Annotated in this window: 14 protein-coding genes and 1 pseudogene; 11 read left to right on the forward strand and 4 right to left on the reverse strand. The window is 64.7% G+C overall.

Annotated features, from left to right (window positions below):
* The first annotated feature begins 1 nt into the window (after window position 1).
* The 5 genes from cobU to GJB56_RS10235 all read left to right on the forward strand — a co-directional run bounded on the left by cobU (window position 2) and on the right by GJB56_RS10235 (window position 4461).
* Window positions 2-589 (forward strand): bifunctional adenosylcobinamide kinase/adenosylcobinamide-phosphate guanylyltransferase, encoded by a 588-nt coding sequence (gene cobU / locus GJB56_RS10215; RefSeq protein WP_230091169.1) that lies wholly within the window; start codon window positions 2-4, stop codon window positions 587-589.
* 110 nt (window positions 590-699) lie between these two features.
* On the forward strand, window positions 700-1758 hold the full coding sequence (gene cobT / locus GJB56_RS10220; RefSeq protein ID WP_205318845.1) for a nicotinate-nucleotide--dimethylbenzimidazole phosphoribosyltransferase: 1059 nt from the start codon (window positions 700-702) through the stop codon (window positions 1756-1758).
* A 2-nt stretch (window positions 1759-1760) separates the two neighbouring features.
* Window positions 1761-2528 carry an adenosylcobinamide-GDP ribazoletransferase gene (locus tag GJB56_RS10225; protein WP_113683678.1) on the forward strand — a complete coding sequence of 256 codons (768 nt, stop codon included), beginning with the start codon at window positions 1761-1763 and terminating at the stop codon, window positions 2526-2528.
* Window positions 2529-2537: 9 nt separating this feature from the next.
* On the forward strand, window positions 2538-3512 hold the full coding sequence (locus tag GJB56_RS10230) for a GlxA family transcriptional regulator (RefSeq protein WP_113683679.1): 975 nt from the start codon (window positions 2538-2540) through the stop codon (window positions 3510-3512).
* Between the two features lie 127 nt (window positions 3513-3639).
* Window positions 3640-4461 carry a dienelactone hydrolase family protein gene (locus GJB56_RS10235; RefSeq protein WP_113683680.1) on the forward strand — a complete coding sequence of 274 codons (822 nt, stop codon included), beginning with the start codon at window positions 3640-3642 and terminating at the stop codon, window positions 4459-4461.
* Here GJB56_RS10235 and GJB56_RS10240 read toward each other — a convergent pair.
* Window positions 4455-5558, reverse strand: a complete 1104-nt coding sequence (locus GJB56_RS10240; protein ID WP_003941766.1) for a branched-chain amino acid aminotransferase — start codon at window positions 5556-5558, stop codon at window positions 4455-4457. The two genes, GJB56_RS10235 and GJB56_RS10240, sit on opposite strands and share 7 nt — an antisense overlap.
* A gap of 32 nt (window positions 5559-5590) precedes the next feature.
* A complete protein-coding gene (gene gcvT / locus GJB56_RS10245) occupies window positions 5591-6691 on the reverse strand; it encodes a glycine cleavage system aminomethyltransferase GcvT (RefSeq protein WP_003941726.1) in 1101 nt (366 codons plus the stop codon).
* Between the two features lie 159 nt (window positions 6692-6850).
* Here gcvT and GJB56_RS10250 point away from each other — a divergent pair, with 159 nt between their 5' ends.
* Window positions 6851-8368, forward strand: coding sequence for a leucyl aminopeptidase (locus GJB56_RS10250; RefSeq protein WP_113683681.1), 1518 nt, complete (start codon window positions 6851-6853; stop codon window positions 8366-8368).
* A 55-nt stretch (window positions 8369-8423) separates the two neighbouring features.
* Here GJB56_RS10250 and GJB56_RS10255 read toward each other — a convergent pair.
* A pseudogene (locus tag GJB56_RS10255) lies at window positions 8424-8773 on the reverse strand (oxidoreductase).
* Window positions 8774-9137: 364 nt separating this feature from the next.
* Between GJB56_RS10255 and sucB the strand changes: the two are divergent.
* The 5 genes from sucB (at window position 9138) to GJB56_RS10280 (ending at window position 14579) form a co-directional block, all read left to right on the forward strand.
* A complete protein-coding gene (gene sucB / locus GJB56_RS10260) occupies window positions 9138-10886 on the forward strand; it encodes a 2-oxoglutarate dehydrogenase, E2 component, dihydrolipoamide succinyltransferase (protein ID WP_113683756.1) in 1749 nt (582 codons plus the stop codon).
* 120 nt (window positions 10887-11006) lie between these two features.
* Window positions 11007-11894 carry a TIGR01777 family oxidoreductase gene (locus GJB56_RS10265; protein ID WP_084326197.1) on the forward strand — a complete coding sequence of 296 codons (888 nt, stop codon included), beginning with the start codon at window positions 11007-11009 and terminating at the stop codon, window positions 11892-11894.
* Window positions 11895-11923: 29 nt separating this feature from the next.
* A complete protein-coding gene (gene lipB / locus GJB56_RS10270; RefSeq protein ID WP_020969894.1) occupies window positions 11924-12685 on the forward strand; it encodes a lipoyl(octanoyl) transferase LipB in 762 nt (253 codons plus the stop codon).
* A gap of 51 nt (window positions 12686-12736) precedes the next feature.
* Window positions 12737-13747 (forward strand): lipoyl synthase, encoded by a 1011-nt coding sequence (gene lipA / locus GJB56_RS10275; protein ID WP_113683682.1) that lies wholly within the window; start codon window positions 12737-12739, stop codon window positions 13745-13747.
* Window positions 13748-13823: 76 nt separating this feature from the next.
* Window positions 13824-14579 carry a DUF4191 domain-containing protein gene (locus tag GJB56_RS10280; protein WP_003941625.1) on the forward strand — a complete coding sequence of 252 codons (756 nt, stop codon included), beginning with the start codon at window positions 13824-13826 and terminating at the stop codon, window positions 14577-14579.
* A gap of 72 nt (window positions 14580-14651) precedes the next feature.
* On the opposite strand, the gene GJB56_RS10285 is transcribed toward GJB56_RS10280, so the two are convergent.
* The gene (locus GJB56_RS10285) at window positions 14652-15125 is read right to left on the reverse strand and encodes an RDD family protein (protein ID WP_019748923.1); all 474 of its coding nucleotides are present in this window, start codon (window positions 15123-15125) and stop codon (window positions 14652-14654) included.
* Between the last annotated feature and the right edge of the window lie 40 nt (window positions 15126-15165).

Raw genomic sequence — 15165 nt, forward strand, 5'->3', positions numbered from 1 at the left:
CGTGACGAACACCTATAGAACTTTGGTCCTCGGCGGCGCGCGGTCTGGTAAGTCCGCGCACGCCGAGGATTTGGTTTGTGCAGGCCACTTACCCGAAAGTTCGGCACCGATCCGGTACCTGGCGACAGCCAGACGTGATGTCTCCGACGCAGACTGGGAAAGCCGGATCGACCAGCACCGCAGCAGACGGCCTTCCCATTGGTCGACTGTCGAAACCGCAGATGCCGGTGACCTCGCGGCGCAACTCGAAAGCGATTCACACACAGCGACGTTGGTCGACGATCTGGGAACGTGGCTGACCACGGAACTCGATCGGCAAGGCGCCTGGGACGCTCCGCGCGGCACCGTCACTCCCGCTGCGGACAGCGTGGTCGCCAGTGTCGAGAACTACCGCGGACACCTGGTGCTGGTCAGCCCCGAAGTGGGTTTGGCCGTCATCCCCGAGACACGGTCGGGACGACTGTTCCGCGACGAGATCGGCACTCTCAACGCTCGTATCGCCGCGGTGTGCGATCGTGTCGTACTAGTGGTTGCAGGGTTACCGCTCATCTTGAAAGATACTGCTGCACAACCGGAAGGCACGATGTGAGTACCGAGGCCAATCCAGGGGCCGTTTCAGGGGCGAATCCAGATGCCAACCCTGACGTCGCGCCAGTCAGTAGCGCCGACTTCGAACCCGTCACCCCGCCCGACCGCGAGGTGCGTGCGCAGGCCGATGCGCGTCAGCGTGATCTGACCAAGCCGGCCGGTTCGCTGGGCCGACTGGAGGCTCTCGCCGGCTGGGCATCAGCCTGCCAAGGAGTTTGTCCCCCACACGCTTTCGCTCGGCCTCGCGTCGTCGTCTTCGCGGGTGATCACGGAATCGCCCGCAACGGCGTCTCCGCCTATCCGCCGGAAGTGACCGCACAGATGGTCGCCAACTTCCGCGGGGGCGGCGCGGCAGTCAACGTCCTCGCCGAGGTTGCCGGCGCCACGGTACGGGTCGTCGACATCGCAGTGGACGGCGATACCGATCCGTCCGTCGCGAACTACAAGGTGCGTAGGTCTTCCGGGTCCATCGACCGCGAAGACGCCATGTCGAACGAGGAAACCCTTCAGGCCATCGCCGCCGGCCGAGCGATCGCGGACGAGGAAATCGACGGGGGCGCAGATCTTCTCATCGCCGGTGACATGGGCATCGGTAACACGACGCCCGCAACCGTACTCATCGCAGCGCTGACGGACAGTGAACCCGTCGCGGTCGTGGGTCGAGGTACCGGTATCGACGACGCCGGGTGGATCCGCAAGACCGCAGCGATTCGCGACGCTCTCCGTCGCGCCCGTCCGCACGTTCGCGACACAGTCGCGCTGCTGCGCACGTCTTCGGGTGCCGACCTCGCCGCGATGGCCGGCTTTCTGGCCCAGGCAGCTTCGCGTCGTACGCCGGTGATCCTCGACGGCGTAGTGGTCACCGCAGCCGCCATGGTTGCCGACGAACTGGCTTTCGGCGCACGTGAATGGTGGGTCGCCGGACACCGCTCCACAGAACCCGCGCACACCATCGCGTTGACACGCATGGGTCTCGACCCGATCGTCGAGTTCGACATGCGTCTCGGTGAAGGTTCAGGTGCAGTCACAGCGCTCCCGATTCTTCAGGGCGCAGTGGCAATCCTGGGCAAGATGGCGACATTCTCCGAAGCCGGTGTCAGCACTCAGGGCAGCGCACCTGCCGACGAACCCGAGTCGATCGACCTGACCAAGACCGATACGGCGGAGTGAGCATGGCGGGCCCGCTGTCCGGAGTGCCTCTGGCCTTCTCGTGGCTGACGGTCCTTCCGGTTCGTGGTCCCTCCGACATCGACCGAACTGCCGGTCGTCGCGCCATCGCGGCAGCTCCGCTCACCGGGATCGCACTCGGCATTGCCGCGACGTTTCTGCTTTGGGGCACAACCAGTATCGGCCTGAATCCCTATCTCGCAGGCTTGCTGACGGTCGGTGCGCTCGCTCTCGGGACACGCGGGATGCACGTGGACGGACTGGCAGACTCCGTCGACGGACTGGGTTGTTACGGTCCACCGGAGCGCGCCCGCGAGGTCATGCACAGCGGCGGTGCCGGACCGTTCGGGGTCGCGGCACTGTTCATCTTCCTTGGGCTGCAATCGGTCTCCCTCGGCGTCCTCGCTGTTGCCGACTCCCCCACGCAGTGGATCGCCGTTCTCGTATCTGTCGCTGCGGGTCGTGTGGCCGTCGTTTTTGCCTGCCGCCGAGGTATTCTCGCGTCTGGCCCGAGCGGATTCGGTGCGCTCGTCGCCGATTCACAACCGCTCTGGGCCGCAATCGTATGGTCGGTTCCGCTGATCGCCACTTCCGCCTTTGCCACCGACCGGTGGTGGCTCGGCCCTCTCGTGACCGCGTCGGCGCTGGTGATCAGTGTGCTGTGCGTGCGTCACTGCGTCCGTAGATTCGGCGGACTCAACGGAGACGTTCTCGGATTCGCGCTCGAACTCACTGTGACGCTGACGGCCGTCGGCCTCACTCTCGGACTGTGATCCGACGTCGTGCGAGTAGGTGTCCTTGCGTACGAAGGTTGCCTCGCGGCCGAGATCTTCGTTTTCACCGACCTTCTCCTGATCGCGAATCGGGTCGCTGATGGAGCGTCCGCTGACCCCTTCGAGGTATCGGTCATCGCAGCGTCCGGCACGCCCGTCGTTGCGGCAGGTGGATTTTCGCTCGGCGTGCAGGAGGGGCATCACGACATCGATCACCTGGTTGTGCCGGGGTTCGACCTCGTGCCGTCCGAAGACCCTGCGACGCGTTTGTCGCTGTGGGACAGAGAAATCGAGTTCATCCGTGCGTGCGAGGCGCGCGGCGTTCGGGTGTCGTCGGTCTGCGTCGGCGCGTATCTGCTGGGCGAGGCGGGACTGCTCGACGGACGCCGATGTACGACGTCGTGGCTGTACGGTGCGGACCTCGCAAGTCGTTACCCCGGTGCGATGGTTCGAACCGACTCGTTGATCGTCCAGGACGACGGCGTCACCACCACTGCGGCGTTCACTGCGGCGCTCGACCTCGCAACAGCACTCGTGCGCGAGCATCTCGGCGACAAGATTGCGCGAACGACTGCGAGAATTACTCTGGCGCCGGAAAACCGAACCAGTCAATCTCCGTACATCGTCGACTCGATACTGCCCGTCAAACACACACAGTTCGCCGACGACGTCGGAAGTTGGCTGGTCGAACGGATGGCGGAGCCATACGACTTGGATCTGCTGTCGGATGCTTTTCACCTCAGCACTCGAACCATGCTTCGGAAGTTCAAGGACGAGACCGGGGAATCGCCGCGCAGTTATCTGCAGCGTGCACGGATCCGAAAAGCGAAACGGTTGTTGGAATCGACCGACTGGTCTCTCGGAAAGATCCTGGGGCACATCGGCTATCAGGATCCTGGAACCTTCCGTCGCCTGTTCACCGACCGCGTCGGCATCAGCCCGGCCGACTACCGAAAGCGATTCCGCAACGGCGGCGCCGGATAGGCCGTGCGTGGCGAGCCCGCCCGAAAACGTGGCGAACCGCCCTCTTCTGTAGTTGATCCCGCACCGAAAGACTGTGCAGAGGAATTACTTCGACTACTTGGGAGGGCTCATCGTGCCGAACCGAAGTATGACAAAAGATAATCCACTCGAAGACTTCGACCGTCGAACGATCACGATCGGCGCAGTGTCGAAGTCCGTGTACGTGGCCGGCGCCGGTCCCGCAGTTATCGTCATGCCGGAGATGCCGGGCATCAGCCCGCATGTAGCGCGATTTGCCCGCTGGGTGCGCGACGCCGGTTTCACTGTCTTCGTTCCGTCACTGTTCGGGCGCGCCGGAGCGGTCCCCACAGTGGACGAGGGGCTGACGGTGTTCAAGAGAGCCTGCGTCAGTGCGGAGTTCCGCGCCCTCGCTGTCGACGAACCGAGTCCGGCGGTCCGTTGGCTGCGTGCACTCGCCGCTTCGGCACACGAGGAGTGCGGCGGTCCTGGCGTTGGCGTGATCGGGATGTGCTTCACCGGAAACTTCGCGTTGTCGATGATGCTCGAACCCTCGGTCATCGCGCCGGTTCTCGCCCAACCGTCGTTACCGCTCGACCGACCGGACGAAACCGACAGCGGGCCCGAAGAACTCGAAGCCGTGCGCTCGAGACTCGAGGCCGAAGACCTCACGGTGCTCGCATACCGGTTTCAAGGTGACCCGTTCTGCCGCGCACAGCGATTCGCGGCCTACTCGAAGGCCATGGGCGAGCGCTTCGTCGGAAAGGTACTGCCCGACGAAGCGGCCAACGCGACAACGTCACCGTTCTTCGAACACGTCATTGCCAATCCACACAGCGTGGTGACGGCTCATCTCGTCGACGAGGCGGGATCGCCCACCACCGTCGCTCGAGACGAGATTCTGCAGTTCTTCCGCGAGCGGTTGCTCGCGGAACGAACCAGCGATCAGTGAAGCTTGGTCATCCAGCCGTGGGTGTCGGCGAAGGTGCCGCGCTGAATGCCCGTGAGGGTGTCGCGCAGTGCCATCGTCACTTCACCCGGCTCGCCGTCGGCGATGGTGAACTCGCCCTCGGCGGACTTGACGCGTCCGACGGGGGTGATGACTGCTGCTGTGCCGCAAGCGAAGACCTCGGTGATTTCACCGCTCTTGCACTTGGTGCGCCATTCGTCGGTGCTGATCTTGCGCTCCTCGACGGCGAAACCGGAATCGGCGGCAAGGGCGAGCAACGAGTTGCGCGTGATGCCCGGCAGCAACGAACCGGACAGCGACGGCGTCACGAGGCGAGCGTCGGGGCCGGAGCCGAAGACGAAGAACAGGTTCATTCCACCCATTTCCTCGACGTACGTGCGCTCGATGGCGTCGAGCCAGACCACCTGGTCGCAACCCTCGTCGGCAGCTTGCGCCTGGGCGAGGAGCGAAGCGGCGTAGTTGCCGGCGAACTTGGCCGCGCCGGTACCGCCAGGGGCCGCGCGAACGTATTCGGTGGACAGCCACACACTGACCGGCTTGACGCCGCGCGGGAAGTACGCACCGGCGGGTGAGGCGATCAGCAGGTAGCGGTACTCGTCGGCGGGACGGACACCGAGTCCGGCTTCGGTGGAGAACATGAACGGACGGAGGTAGAGCGCGTCCTCGCCACCGGCTGCGGGAACCCAGTCGAGATCGACGTCGATCAGTTCGGTGATGGAATCGATGAACATCTGCGACGGGAGCTCCGGCATGGCCAGACGGCGCGCAGATGCTGCGAAACGCTCGGCGTTGGCCTCGACGCGGAACGAGCTGATCTCGCCACCCGGCTGACGGTATGCCTTGAGGCCCTCGAAGATGGCCTGTCCGTAATGCAAAACCATTGCGGCCGGATCGAGCTCGATGTTTCCGTACGGCAACACCTGGGCGTCGTGCCAGCCCTTGCCCGCGGTGTAGTCGATCGAGACCATGTGGTCGGTGAAGTGCCGCCCGAAGCCGGGCGCCGCCAAAATGTCACGGCGCTCGGCGTCGGACTTCGGGGACGAGCTCTGAACACGAACGAAATCGGCGGCACCTGTCATGGGCGCAATCCTATCGAACGTGAAAAAGCTCTCTACTTGGTGTTGGTCTCCACGAACGGAGGAGACACCACGACGCACCGAAGAGCACGACCACGGACGTCGACTTCGATCTCGTCGCCGGCCGAAACATTGGCGCCGGAATCGAGGAGCGCCAACGCAATTCCCACTTTGAGCGAAGGCGAAAACGTCCCCGAGGTGGTCTCGCCGATTGCCTCGCCGTCACGCAGAACACCGAGGCCGGCACGAAGCACGCCGCGATCGAGAGCCTTGATCCCCCAGAGTTTGCGAGCCGGGCCGGCAGCCTTCTCGTCGGTCAAGGTCTCTTTGCCCCAGAATGTCGGCTTCTTCCAACCGATCGCCCATCCGCAGCGCGCTTCGAGCGGAGAAATCTCGAGCGAAAGCTCATGCCCGTGCAGCGGATAACCCATCTCGGTACGAAGAGTGTCACGGGCGCCGAGTCCGGCGGCCTGCCCACCCTCGGCGCGCACTGCCTCGAGAAGCGCACGGAACAACGGCTCGCTGTCCTCCCACCGCGGCAGGAGTTCGTAGCCGACCTCACCGGTGTAACCGCTGCGGCACACACGAACAGGCACGCCGTTCCATTCCGCATCTTCGTACGCCATGTACTCGATCTCGGTGGGAAGTCCCAGCGCCGTCAGAACCGCCACCGATTTCGGACCCTGCACAGCCAGCACACCGTAGGCACGATGCTGATCCTCGACGGTGATTCCGTCCGGTGCGAGGGCGACCAGAGCCGCAACGACGTCCGCGGTATTGGCCGCGTTCGGGACGAGGAAGATCTCGTCGTCGCTGACGTAGTACGCGATGAGGTCGTCGATGACACCACCGGACTCGTTGCAGCACAACGTGTACTGAGCCTTACCCGGCCCGATCTTGTTCAGATCGTTGGTCAGTGCGGAGTTCACGAATTCCGCGGCGCCCGCGCCACGCACGACGGCCTTGCCGAGGTGACTGACGTCGAAGAGTCCGACATTCTCACGCACAGAGGTGTGTTCGGCCACGACGCCGGCGTACGAAACCGGCATCTGCCATCCCCCGAACGGCGCGAACGTCGCGCCGAGTTCGACGTGGACGGGGTGGATCGGGCCCTGCAACAGTTGTTCGTCGGTCATGGCCCACAACCTATCGGACTTCGCCGATCGAAACATGTCCGCAGCGAGAGCTCACCCGGCCGCGACGATCGCCCCGTCCGCAAACGGCAAAGGGCCTAACATCGACTCAGGCATCCGCCAGAACCGGACGCATCGCACACTCACCTCACAGGAGACACCTTGAGCACTCGCACAGCCCGATCGTTGGGACCCGACCTCGTTCTCGCCGGCACAGTCGCCAAGCGCGCAGAGATATTGGTCGTCGGTCTGACGTCGGGTCCGGACGGCCCCGAGATCGCACTCAGCGAAGGCATCGTCGCCGAAGACGTGCTCGCCGAGATCCTCGACAGCCTCATCGCCGTCGGCGCCACCGGCAAGCCCGAGCAGCTCACCCGCGTCCCGGCACCGAGCGCGCTGTCGGTCACCAGCGTCCTCGCCGTCGGACTCGGCTCCGCCGACAAGCTCGACAGTGAGCAGATCCGCAAGTCCGCGGGTGCTGCAGCGCGCTCACTGTCTGGCATCGACACCGTCGCAACCACGCTCTCGATCCTCGATCTCGGCGCAGCCGCCGAGGGATTTGCGTTGGGCGCGTACAGCTTCACCGAATTCAAGTCGTCCATGACGGCTCCCGGTCCTGATTCGCAGCCACTGGCCCGCGTCGAACTTCTGGTGCCCTCGCCGCGCACCAAGGAGACCAAGGCAACGCTGGCACGGTCGGCAGCGATCGCCGAGGCCGTCGCCACCGCACGCGAGTTCGTCAACACTCCCCCGAGCCACCTCTACCCCGCCGAGTTCGCCGCGCGCGCCAAGGCACTGGGCGTCGAGGCCGGGCTCACCGTCCAGGTGCTCGACGAGAAGGCACTCGAGAAGGGTGGCTACGGCGGAATCATCGGCGTCGGCAAGGGCTCGTCACGCCAGCCGCGTCTCGTCCGCCTCGAATACGCGTCGAAGAAGCGTGGAGCCCGCAAGGTCGCACTGGTGGGCAAGGGCATCACCTTCGACACCGGCGGAATCTCCATCAAGCCTGCCGCCGGAATGGAGAACATGACCTCGGACATGGGCGGCGCCGCAGCCGTCATCTCCACCGTCGTGCTTGCCGCCAAGCTCGGTCTGCCCGTCAACGTCGTCGCATACGTCCCGATGGCCGAGAACATGCCGTCCGCGACCGCCCAACGTCCCGGCGACGTGCTGACCCAGTACGGCGGAATCACCATCGAGGTCGTCAACACCGACGCCGAGGGCCGTTTGATCCTGGCCGACGCGATGGTTCGCGCGGGTGAGGACAACCCCGACTACATGATCGACACCGCAACCCTCACCGGTGCGCAGATGGTGGCGCTCGGCAACCGCACCCCCGGCGTCATGGGCACGGAGGAGTTCCGTGACCGCGTCGCCTCCATCTCGCAGAGCGTCGGCGAGAACGGTTGGGCCATGCCGCTGCCAGAGGAACTGCGCGGAGATCTCGACTCCAAGGTCGCCGACATGGCCAATGTCACCCCGCACCGCTGGGGCGGCATGCTGGTCGCCGCTCACTACCTCAAGGAATTCGTTCCCGAGGGTGTCCAGTGGGCGCACATCGACGTCGCGGGTCCGGCGTACAACACGTCAGGGCCGTGGGGTTACACCGGCAAGGGCGGCACCGGCGTTCCGGTTCGCACGATGATCTCGGTCCTGGAGGACATCGCGGTCAACGGCTGACCACTTGCTGTGCGCCTTTATTAACCGCGGGAGGTTAATAAAGGCGCACAGCAGTTCAGGCGCCGTCGCGCAATTCCTGCTCTCGGGCCCGCTTGCGTTCGATTCGCTTACGCTCGTCGTGATCGCGCATACGCTGCGGATATCCCGTTTTTCGGACGTCGTAGACCGGAATCTTCAGGTCTTGTCCCAATTTGCGGGCACCACGTTCGCCGCGACACGACGACGAGTCCACTCCCCGTCCTTCGCGACGAGGACAACGGTCACCTCGGTCACCGTCGTCTGCGGTTCCACATATGCCTCGACGCCTTCGTGCGAGTGCGCCCAATTCGCCAGATGATCCGCATCACTCTGCGCTGCGGCCTGAGCCGCACTCGGCGGACGCTTGAAACGATCGAACAGTCCCACGGTCGTACCCTCCTCGGTACCGACGCCGCGGATGCACCCCGGCGATATGTCAAGTTTGCCAGGCGATGTCCGTTGTGCCTGCGCACGACATACCGTTTGGTCCGCTTACGACGTTACAGCCGGACCCCCAACGCATACCTACTCGCCAGTAGCCGACACACCCGAAACGGACGGCATCCCCCTCATCGGACACGCCCGGCGTATCAATGGAAAGATGAACGACGGTGACGCCGCGCCCGCGCGTCGACATCGGCAAAATAGCTACAAGTAGCCGCACGTCGCGCGCCACTCGAGCACAATGCATTACGACCACAAGTCGACAAAATTCAACAACCCGAACACAACTGTCGAGGAGTCAAAAGACATGGCCTTCTCCGTCCAGATGCCAGCCCTAGGTGAGAGCGTCACCGAGGGAACTGTCACACGGTGGCTCAAGCAGGAAGGAGACACGGTCGAAGTCGACGAACCCTTGCTCGAAGTCTCCACGGACAAGGTCGACACCGAGATTCCGTCTCCCGTCGCCGGCGTCCTGACCAAGATCGTCGCGCAGGAAGACGACACCGTGGAAATCGGTGGCGAGCTCGCCCAGATCGGTGAAGCCGGCGAAGCCGCAGCACCCGAGGCAGAGGCACCCGCCCCCGCCGCAGAGGAAGCTCCCGCCGAGGAAGCCCCGGCTGCCGAAGCTCCCGCCGCCGAGGCACCCGCTGCTTCCGGCGGTTCCGCTGAAGGCACCGCCGTGACGATGCCCGCCCTCGGCGAGTCCGTCACCGAAGGCACCGTCACCCGCTGGCTCAAGGCCGTCGGCGACGAGGTTGCCGTCGACGAGGCGCTGCTCGAAGTCTCGACCGACAAGGTCGACACCGAAATCCCGTCCCCCGTCGCCGGAATCCTGCTCGAGATCAATGCGCAGGAAGACGACACCGTCGAGATCGGTGGCCAGCTGGCCGTCGTCGGATCCGGCGCACCCGCCGCGGCTCCGGCACCCAAGGCCGCTCCCGCAGCACCGGCCGCTCCGCCGGCACCCAAGGCTGAAGCACCGAAGGCCGAGGCACCCAAGGCCGAAGCACCCAAGGCCGAGGCACCCAAGCCTGCTGCCGCACCGGCCGCACCCGCTCCGAAGCCTGCTGCAGCTCCCGCACCGGCGGCCGCACCCGCAGCTTCCGGCGACAGCAGCCCGTACGTCACCCCGCTTGTGCGCAAGCTCGCCACGGACAACGGCGTCGACCTCGCGACCGTCACCGGCACCGGCGTCGGCGGCCGCATCCGCAAGCAGGATGTGCTCGCCGCTGCGGAGGCCAAGAAGGCTCCCGCCGCCGCTGCTCCTGCTGCAGCATCCGCGGCCGCACCGGCCGCCACCGCAGCCGCAGGCGTCCGACCGGAACTGGCACACCTGCGCGGAACCACGCAGAAGGCCAACCGTATTCGGCAGATCACGGCCACCAAGACGCGTGAGTCGCTGCAGAACACCGCTCAGCTCACGCAGACCTTCGAGGTGGATGTCACCAAGATCGTCGCCCTGCGGGCCCGCGCCAAGGCCGGCTTCATCGAGCGCGAAGGCGTCAACCTGACGTTCCTTCCGTTCTTCGCCAAGGCAGTCGTCGAGGCGCTGAAGTCGCACCCGAACATCAACGCCAGCTACGACGAGGCTGCCAAGCAGATCACCTACTACGACGCTGAGCACCTCGGCATCGCAGTGGACACCGATCAGGGCTTGCTCTCCCCCGTCATCCACAACGCCGGCGATCTCGGCCTTGCCGGTTTGGCTCGCGCCATCGCCGACATCGCGAAGCGTGCACGCTCGGGTGGCCTGAAGCCGGACGAGCTATCGGGTGGAACCTTCACCATCACCAACATCGGCAGCCAGGGCGCGCTGTTCGACACCCCGATCCTGGTACCGCCGCAGGCGGCCATGCTCGGAACCGGCGCGATCGTCAAGCGCCCGATGGTGGTCACCGACGAGAACGGCAACGAGTCCATCGGCGTTCGCTCGATGATCTACTTGCCGCTGACCTACGATCACCGTCTGGTCGACGGCGCCGACGCCGGCCGATTCCTCACCACTGTGAAGCAGCGGTTGGAAGAAGCCTCGTTCGAAGCTGATCTGGGCGTGTAAGCAACTGCTCGGCCGGCCGGGGCGTCATCTCCATCAGGAGGTGGCGCCCCGGCTTTTTCAGTACGGTCGGATATACACGGTCGGATATCGAAGCAGGCTGAATCGAAGGAGGCTTTCCGAATGCGAGTAGTCATCGCCGGCTCGTCCGGTTTGATCGGAACGGCCTTGGTGTCATCGTTGCGCTCCGACAACCACGACGTCGTACGTCTCGTGCGACGCTCGACCGCTGGACCCGACGAATCGCGTTGGGACCCGGACCAGGACCGTCTGGACCTCTCCGTCCTACAGGGCGCTGACGCCGTCGTGAACCTCTGCGGCGTCGGCATCGGCGACAAACGGTGGTCGGGTTCCTACAAGCAGGCGATCCGTGACAGCCGCATCGTCGCGACCGATGTCCTGGCCGAAGCTGTCGCAAGTCAGAAGGTTCCCGTACTCGCCAACGCGAGCGCCGTCGGCTACTACGGCGACACCGGCGACAAGATCGTCGACGAGGATTCGCCGGCAGGCACCGACTTTCTCGCCACGACGTGTCGCGATTGGGAAATTGCCACCGAGCCTGCACGCAAGGCGGGAGCCCGCGTGGTCAATCTGCGCTCGGGCGTCGTGATTTCACCCCACGGCGGCATGCTCGGTCGGCTTCGGCGCATTTATTCGTTCGGTCTCGGCGGGCGACTGGGCAACGGTCGCCAGTACTTTCCGTGGATCTCACTCGAGGACGAGTGCGACGCGATCAAGTTCGCGCTCACGAATTCCGAACTCTCCGGTCCCGTCAACCTGACCGGTCCGGCCCCTGTCACCAACGCCCAGTTCAATGACGCTATGTCCCGCGCGGTCCACCGACCCGCTCCCTGGATCGTTCCCGGGTTCGCACTCGAAGCGTTGATCGGAGAATTCGCCAAGAGCGGCATCCTCGGTGGCCAGCGCGCCATTCCCGCGGCCTTGGAAAAGGCGGGATTCTCCTTCCGCCACAACACGATCGGCGAAGCGCTGGCGGCCGCACTCGGATGATTCCGAAGTCGGGCGTAATCTCTACGTCCATGAGCAGCGCTGACGTTTCCGCCCGGTTCTCGAAACTGCCGATCGCCGTCGAGCAACTCGGTTTGATCGACTACAACGCCGCGTGGGACCGCCAGCGCGAGCTCGCGGCAGCGCGGGCAGACGACATCGGACCGGACACGCTACTGCTCCTCGAACACCCGCCGGTGTACACGGCAGGACGACGCACGGAACCCGAAGACCGTCCCGTCGACGGCACACCTGTCATCGACGTCGACCGCGGAGGGAAGATCACCTGGCACGGCCCCGGCCAGCTGGTCGGATATCCGATCGTGAAACTGGCCGAGCCCATCGACGTGGTGCGGTATGTCCGACGCATCGAGGAAGCACTGATCACGGTGTGCACGGACCTCGGGCTGAATTGCGGGCGCATCGACGGCCGCTCCGGCGTCTGGCTGCCCGCCGAACTCGCAAACGGGCAATGGAAGCCCGAGCGCAAGGTTTCTGCCATCGGCGTGCGCGTCCAACGTGGCGTGGCACTGCACGGCTTCTCCCTGAACTGCAATTCGGTCCTGACCGGATTCGACAACATCATTCCCTGCGGCATCCGTGACGCCGGGGTGACGACGCTGTCGGACGAACTCGGTCGCGACGTCACCGTGGACGAAGTCACTCCCGCTGTGACCGAGGCAGTGATCGCTGCTCTCGACGGAACCATGCCCGTCACCGAACGGAACGTCGAGCGCGTCACCTTCGAAAGCGCCTCGCCTACTCCGACTTTTACTACCGTTCAGTACAGCTGACGGGCTCGCCCGAACCCCGTTGCAGTAATCACCGGGCGTAGGATCACTGTCGTGACTATCGCCCCAGAAGGACGTAAGCTGCTCCGTCTCGAGATCCGAAACGCGGAGACGCCCATCGAACGCAAACCCAACTGGATCAAGACCCGCGCAAAGATGGGCCCCGAGTACACGGAGCTCAAGGGCCTGGTCAAGCGTGAAGGTTTGCACACCGTCTGCGAGGAAGCAGGCTGCCCCAACATCTACGAGTGCTGGGAAGACCGCGAAGCCACGTTCCTGATCGGCGGCGAGCAGTGCACACGCCGCTGCGACTTCTGCCAGATCGACACCGGCAAGCCTGAAGCCCTCGACCGCGACGAGCCCCGTCGCGTCGCGGAAAGCGTTCAGGCCATGGGGCTTCGGTACTCCACGATCACCGGCGTCGCCCGCGACGACCTCCCCGACGGAGGCGCCTGGCTCTACGCCGAGACCGTCCGCAAGATCCACGAACTCAACCCGGGCACCGGCGTCGAGAACCTGATTCCGGACTTCAACGGCAAGCCGGAACTGCTCGACGAGGTCTTCGCCTCACGCCCCGAGGTACTCGCACACAACCTCGAGACCGTCCCCCGCATCTTCAAGCGGATCCGTCCGGCATTCCGGTACCAGCGCAGCCTCGACGTCATCACCGCAGCACGCGACTACGGACTGGTCACCAAGTCCAACCTGATCCTCGGTATGGGCGAAACCCCTGAAGAGGTCACCGAGGCGATGGCGGATCTCCACGCCGCCGGTTGCGACATCCTCACCATCACCCAGTACCTGCGACCCTCGCCCCGGCACCACCCCGTCGAGCGGTGGGTCAAGCCCGAGGAGTTCGTCGCACACTCCAAGGCTGCAGAAGAGATGGGCTTCGCCGGCGTCATGGCCGGTCCGTTGGTTCGCTCGTCGTACCGCGCCGGCCGCCTGTATGCGCAGGCTATGGCACATCACGGCCGTGAACTGCCCGAGGCGCAGCGTCATCTGACCGAGGGCGGAGACGCTTCCCAGGAAGCCAGCTCACTCATGGCGCGCCTGAATCGCTGATCCACTTTTTGCTGTGCGCCTTTATTAACCGCGGGCGGTTAGTAAAGGCGCACAGCAATGGACGTATCCTGGGTACATGGCGAACGGCAGCAAATCCGGTAAGGGCAAACCCACCAAAGAGGCAAAGGCTGCAGCGAAGGCTGCCCGCAAGCAGGCTTCCAAGGAACGTAGAACTCAGCTCTGGCAGGCATTCCAGATGCAGCGCAAGGACGACAAGCTCCTCCTTCCGCTGATGATCGGCACCCTCGTCGGTGCTGCTCTGGTCTTCTTCCTGGTCGGTCTCATCTGGGGCCTTCAGTGGTTCCTGCTGCCGATCGGCATCGTTCTCGGTCTCCTCGGCGCGTTCATCATCTTCGGTCGCCGCGTCCAGAAATCGGTGTACAAGAAGGCTGAAGGCCAGGCCGGTGCCGCTGCGTGGGCGCTAGACAACATGCAGGGCGCGTGGCGCGTCACGAATGCCGTCGCCGGCACCACCCAGCTCGACGCCGTTCACCGCGTCGTCGGACGGCCGGGTGTCATCCTCGTCGCCGAGGGTTCGCCGCAACGCGTCAAGGGCCTCCTCGCGCAGGAGAAGAAGAAGACTGCCCGCCTCATCGGCGACACTCCGATCTACGACATCATCATCGGCAACGACGAGGGCCAGGTTCCGCTCTCGCAGCTCCAGCGCTACTTGAACAAGTTGCCCCGCAACATCGACACCAAGCGCATGGACAACATCGAAGGTCGCCTCGCTGCGCTCAGCGCACGCGGCGGCGGAGCAGCGCTTCCCAAGGGCCCGATGCCCGGAGGCGCGAAGATGAAGGGAATGCAGCGAACCATTCGTCGTCGCTGACACTCCCCCACAGCAAAACGAAAGACCCGGGCCCATACGGACCCGGGTCTTTCTTCGTTCGAGAAGTTTGTGTCAGCGCGACTTCACGAGCAAAGTGCCGGTCGCGCGGTCCTGCATACCGCGACCGTCGATGTCGGTGATGGTCGCGGGAATGACGAATACCAGCAGCGCCTGGCGCCCCAACGCGCGCACGAAGCCCACACGGATCGGGCCTTCGATTCGCGCAACCTGAAGTCCGAGGACGAACTGCCCCGGGGTGAAGTTGAACAGAGCCACGGTGACGACACCGACGGCGAACCACACCATCAGTGTGACCGTCGAGGTCATACCGTCGAAGAAGTCTCCGGTGATGAGCGAGGCCACTCCCACGGCCATGACCCAATCCACCAACAGTGCGGCGATACGACGGCCCGAACCGACCAGCGAACCCGGCCCCTCCTGAGGGAAACCGAGGAACTCGCCACGGTACGACTGCTCACGGCCGTCCGTGCTCTTCGGCAAAGCTGCTTGCGGCCCAGAGAGCCAAGTTCCGGTGATACGTGCCATGCTGTCCAGGATAGGCGTCGCAGCACCGTAGTCCAGATTT

Origin of the sequence: Rhodococcus sp. AQ5-07 (assembly GCF_009707305.1) — a bacterium.
GTDB classification, from domain to species: Bacteria; Actinomycetota; Actinomycetes; order Mycobacteriales; family Mycobacteriaceae; genus Rhodococcus_F; species Rhodococcus_F erythropolis.

Bases quoted from the DNA above. Each gene is read 5' to 3' on its own strand.
- GJB56_RS10225 (WP_113683678.1), top strand. From the start codon at position 1,761: ATGGCGGGCCCGCTGTCCGGAGTGCCTCTGGCCTTCTCGTGGCTGACG.
- GJB56_RS10235 (WP_113683680.1), top strand. From the start codon at position 3,640: ATGACAAAAGATAATCCACTCGAAGACTTCGACCGTCGAACGATCACG.
- GJB56_RS10240 (WP_003941766.1), bottom strand. From the start codon at position 5,558: ATGACAGGTGCCGCCGATTTCGTTCGTGTTCAGAGCTCGTCCCCGAAG.
- gcvT (WP_003941726.1), bottom strand. From the start codon at position 6,691: ATGACCGACGAACAACTGTTGCAGGGCCCGATCCACCCCGTCCACGTC.
- sucB (WP_113683756.1), top strand. From the start codon at position 9,138: ATGGCCTTCTCCGTCCAGATGCCAGCCCTAGGTGAGAGCGTCACCGAG.
- GJB56_RS10265 (WP_084326197.1), top strand. From the start codon at position 11,007: ATGCGAGTAGTCATCGCCGGCTCGTCCGGTTTGATCGGAACGGCCTTG.
- lipB (WP_020969894.1), top strand. From the start codon at position 11,924: ATGAGCAGCGCTGACGTTTCCGCCCGGTTCTCGAAACTGCCGATCGCC.
- GJB56_RS10280 (WP_003941625.1), top strand. From the start codon at position 13,824: ATGGCGAACGGCAGCAAATCCGGTAAGGGCAAACCCACCAAAGAGGCA.
- GJB56_RS10285 (WP_019748923.1), bottom strand. From the start codon at position 15,125: ATGGCACGTATCACCGGAACTTGGCTCTCTGGGCCGCAAGCAGCTTTG.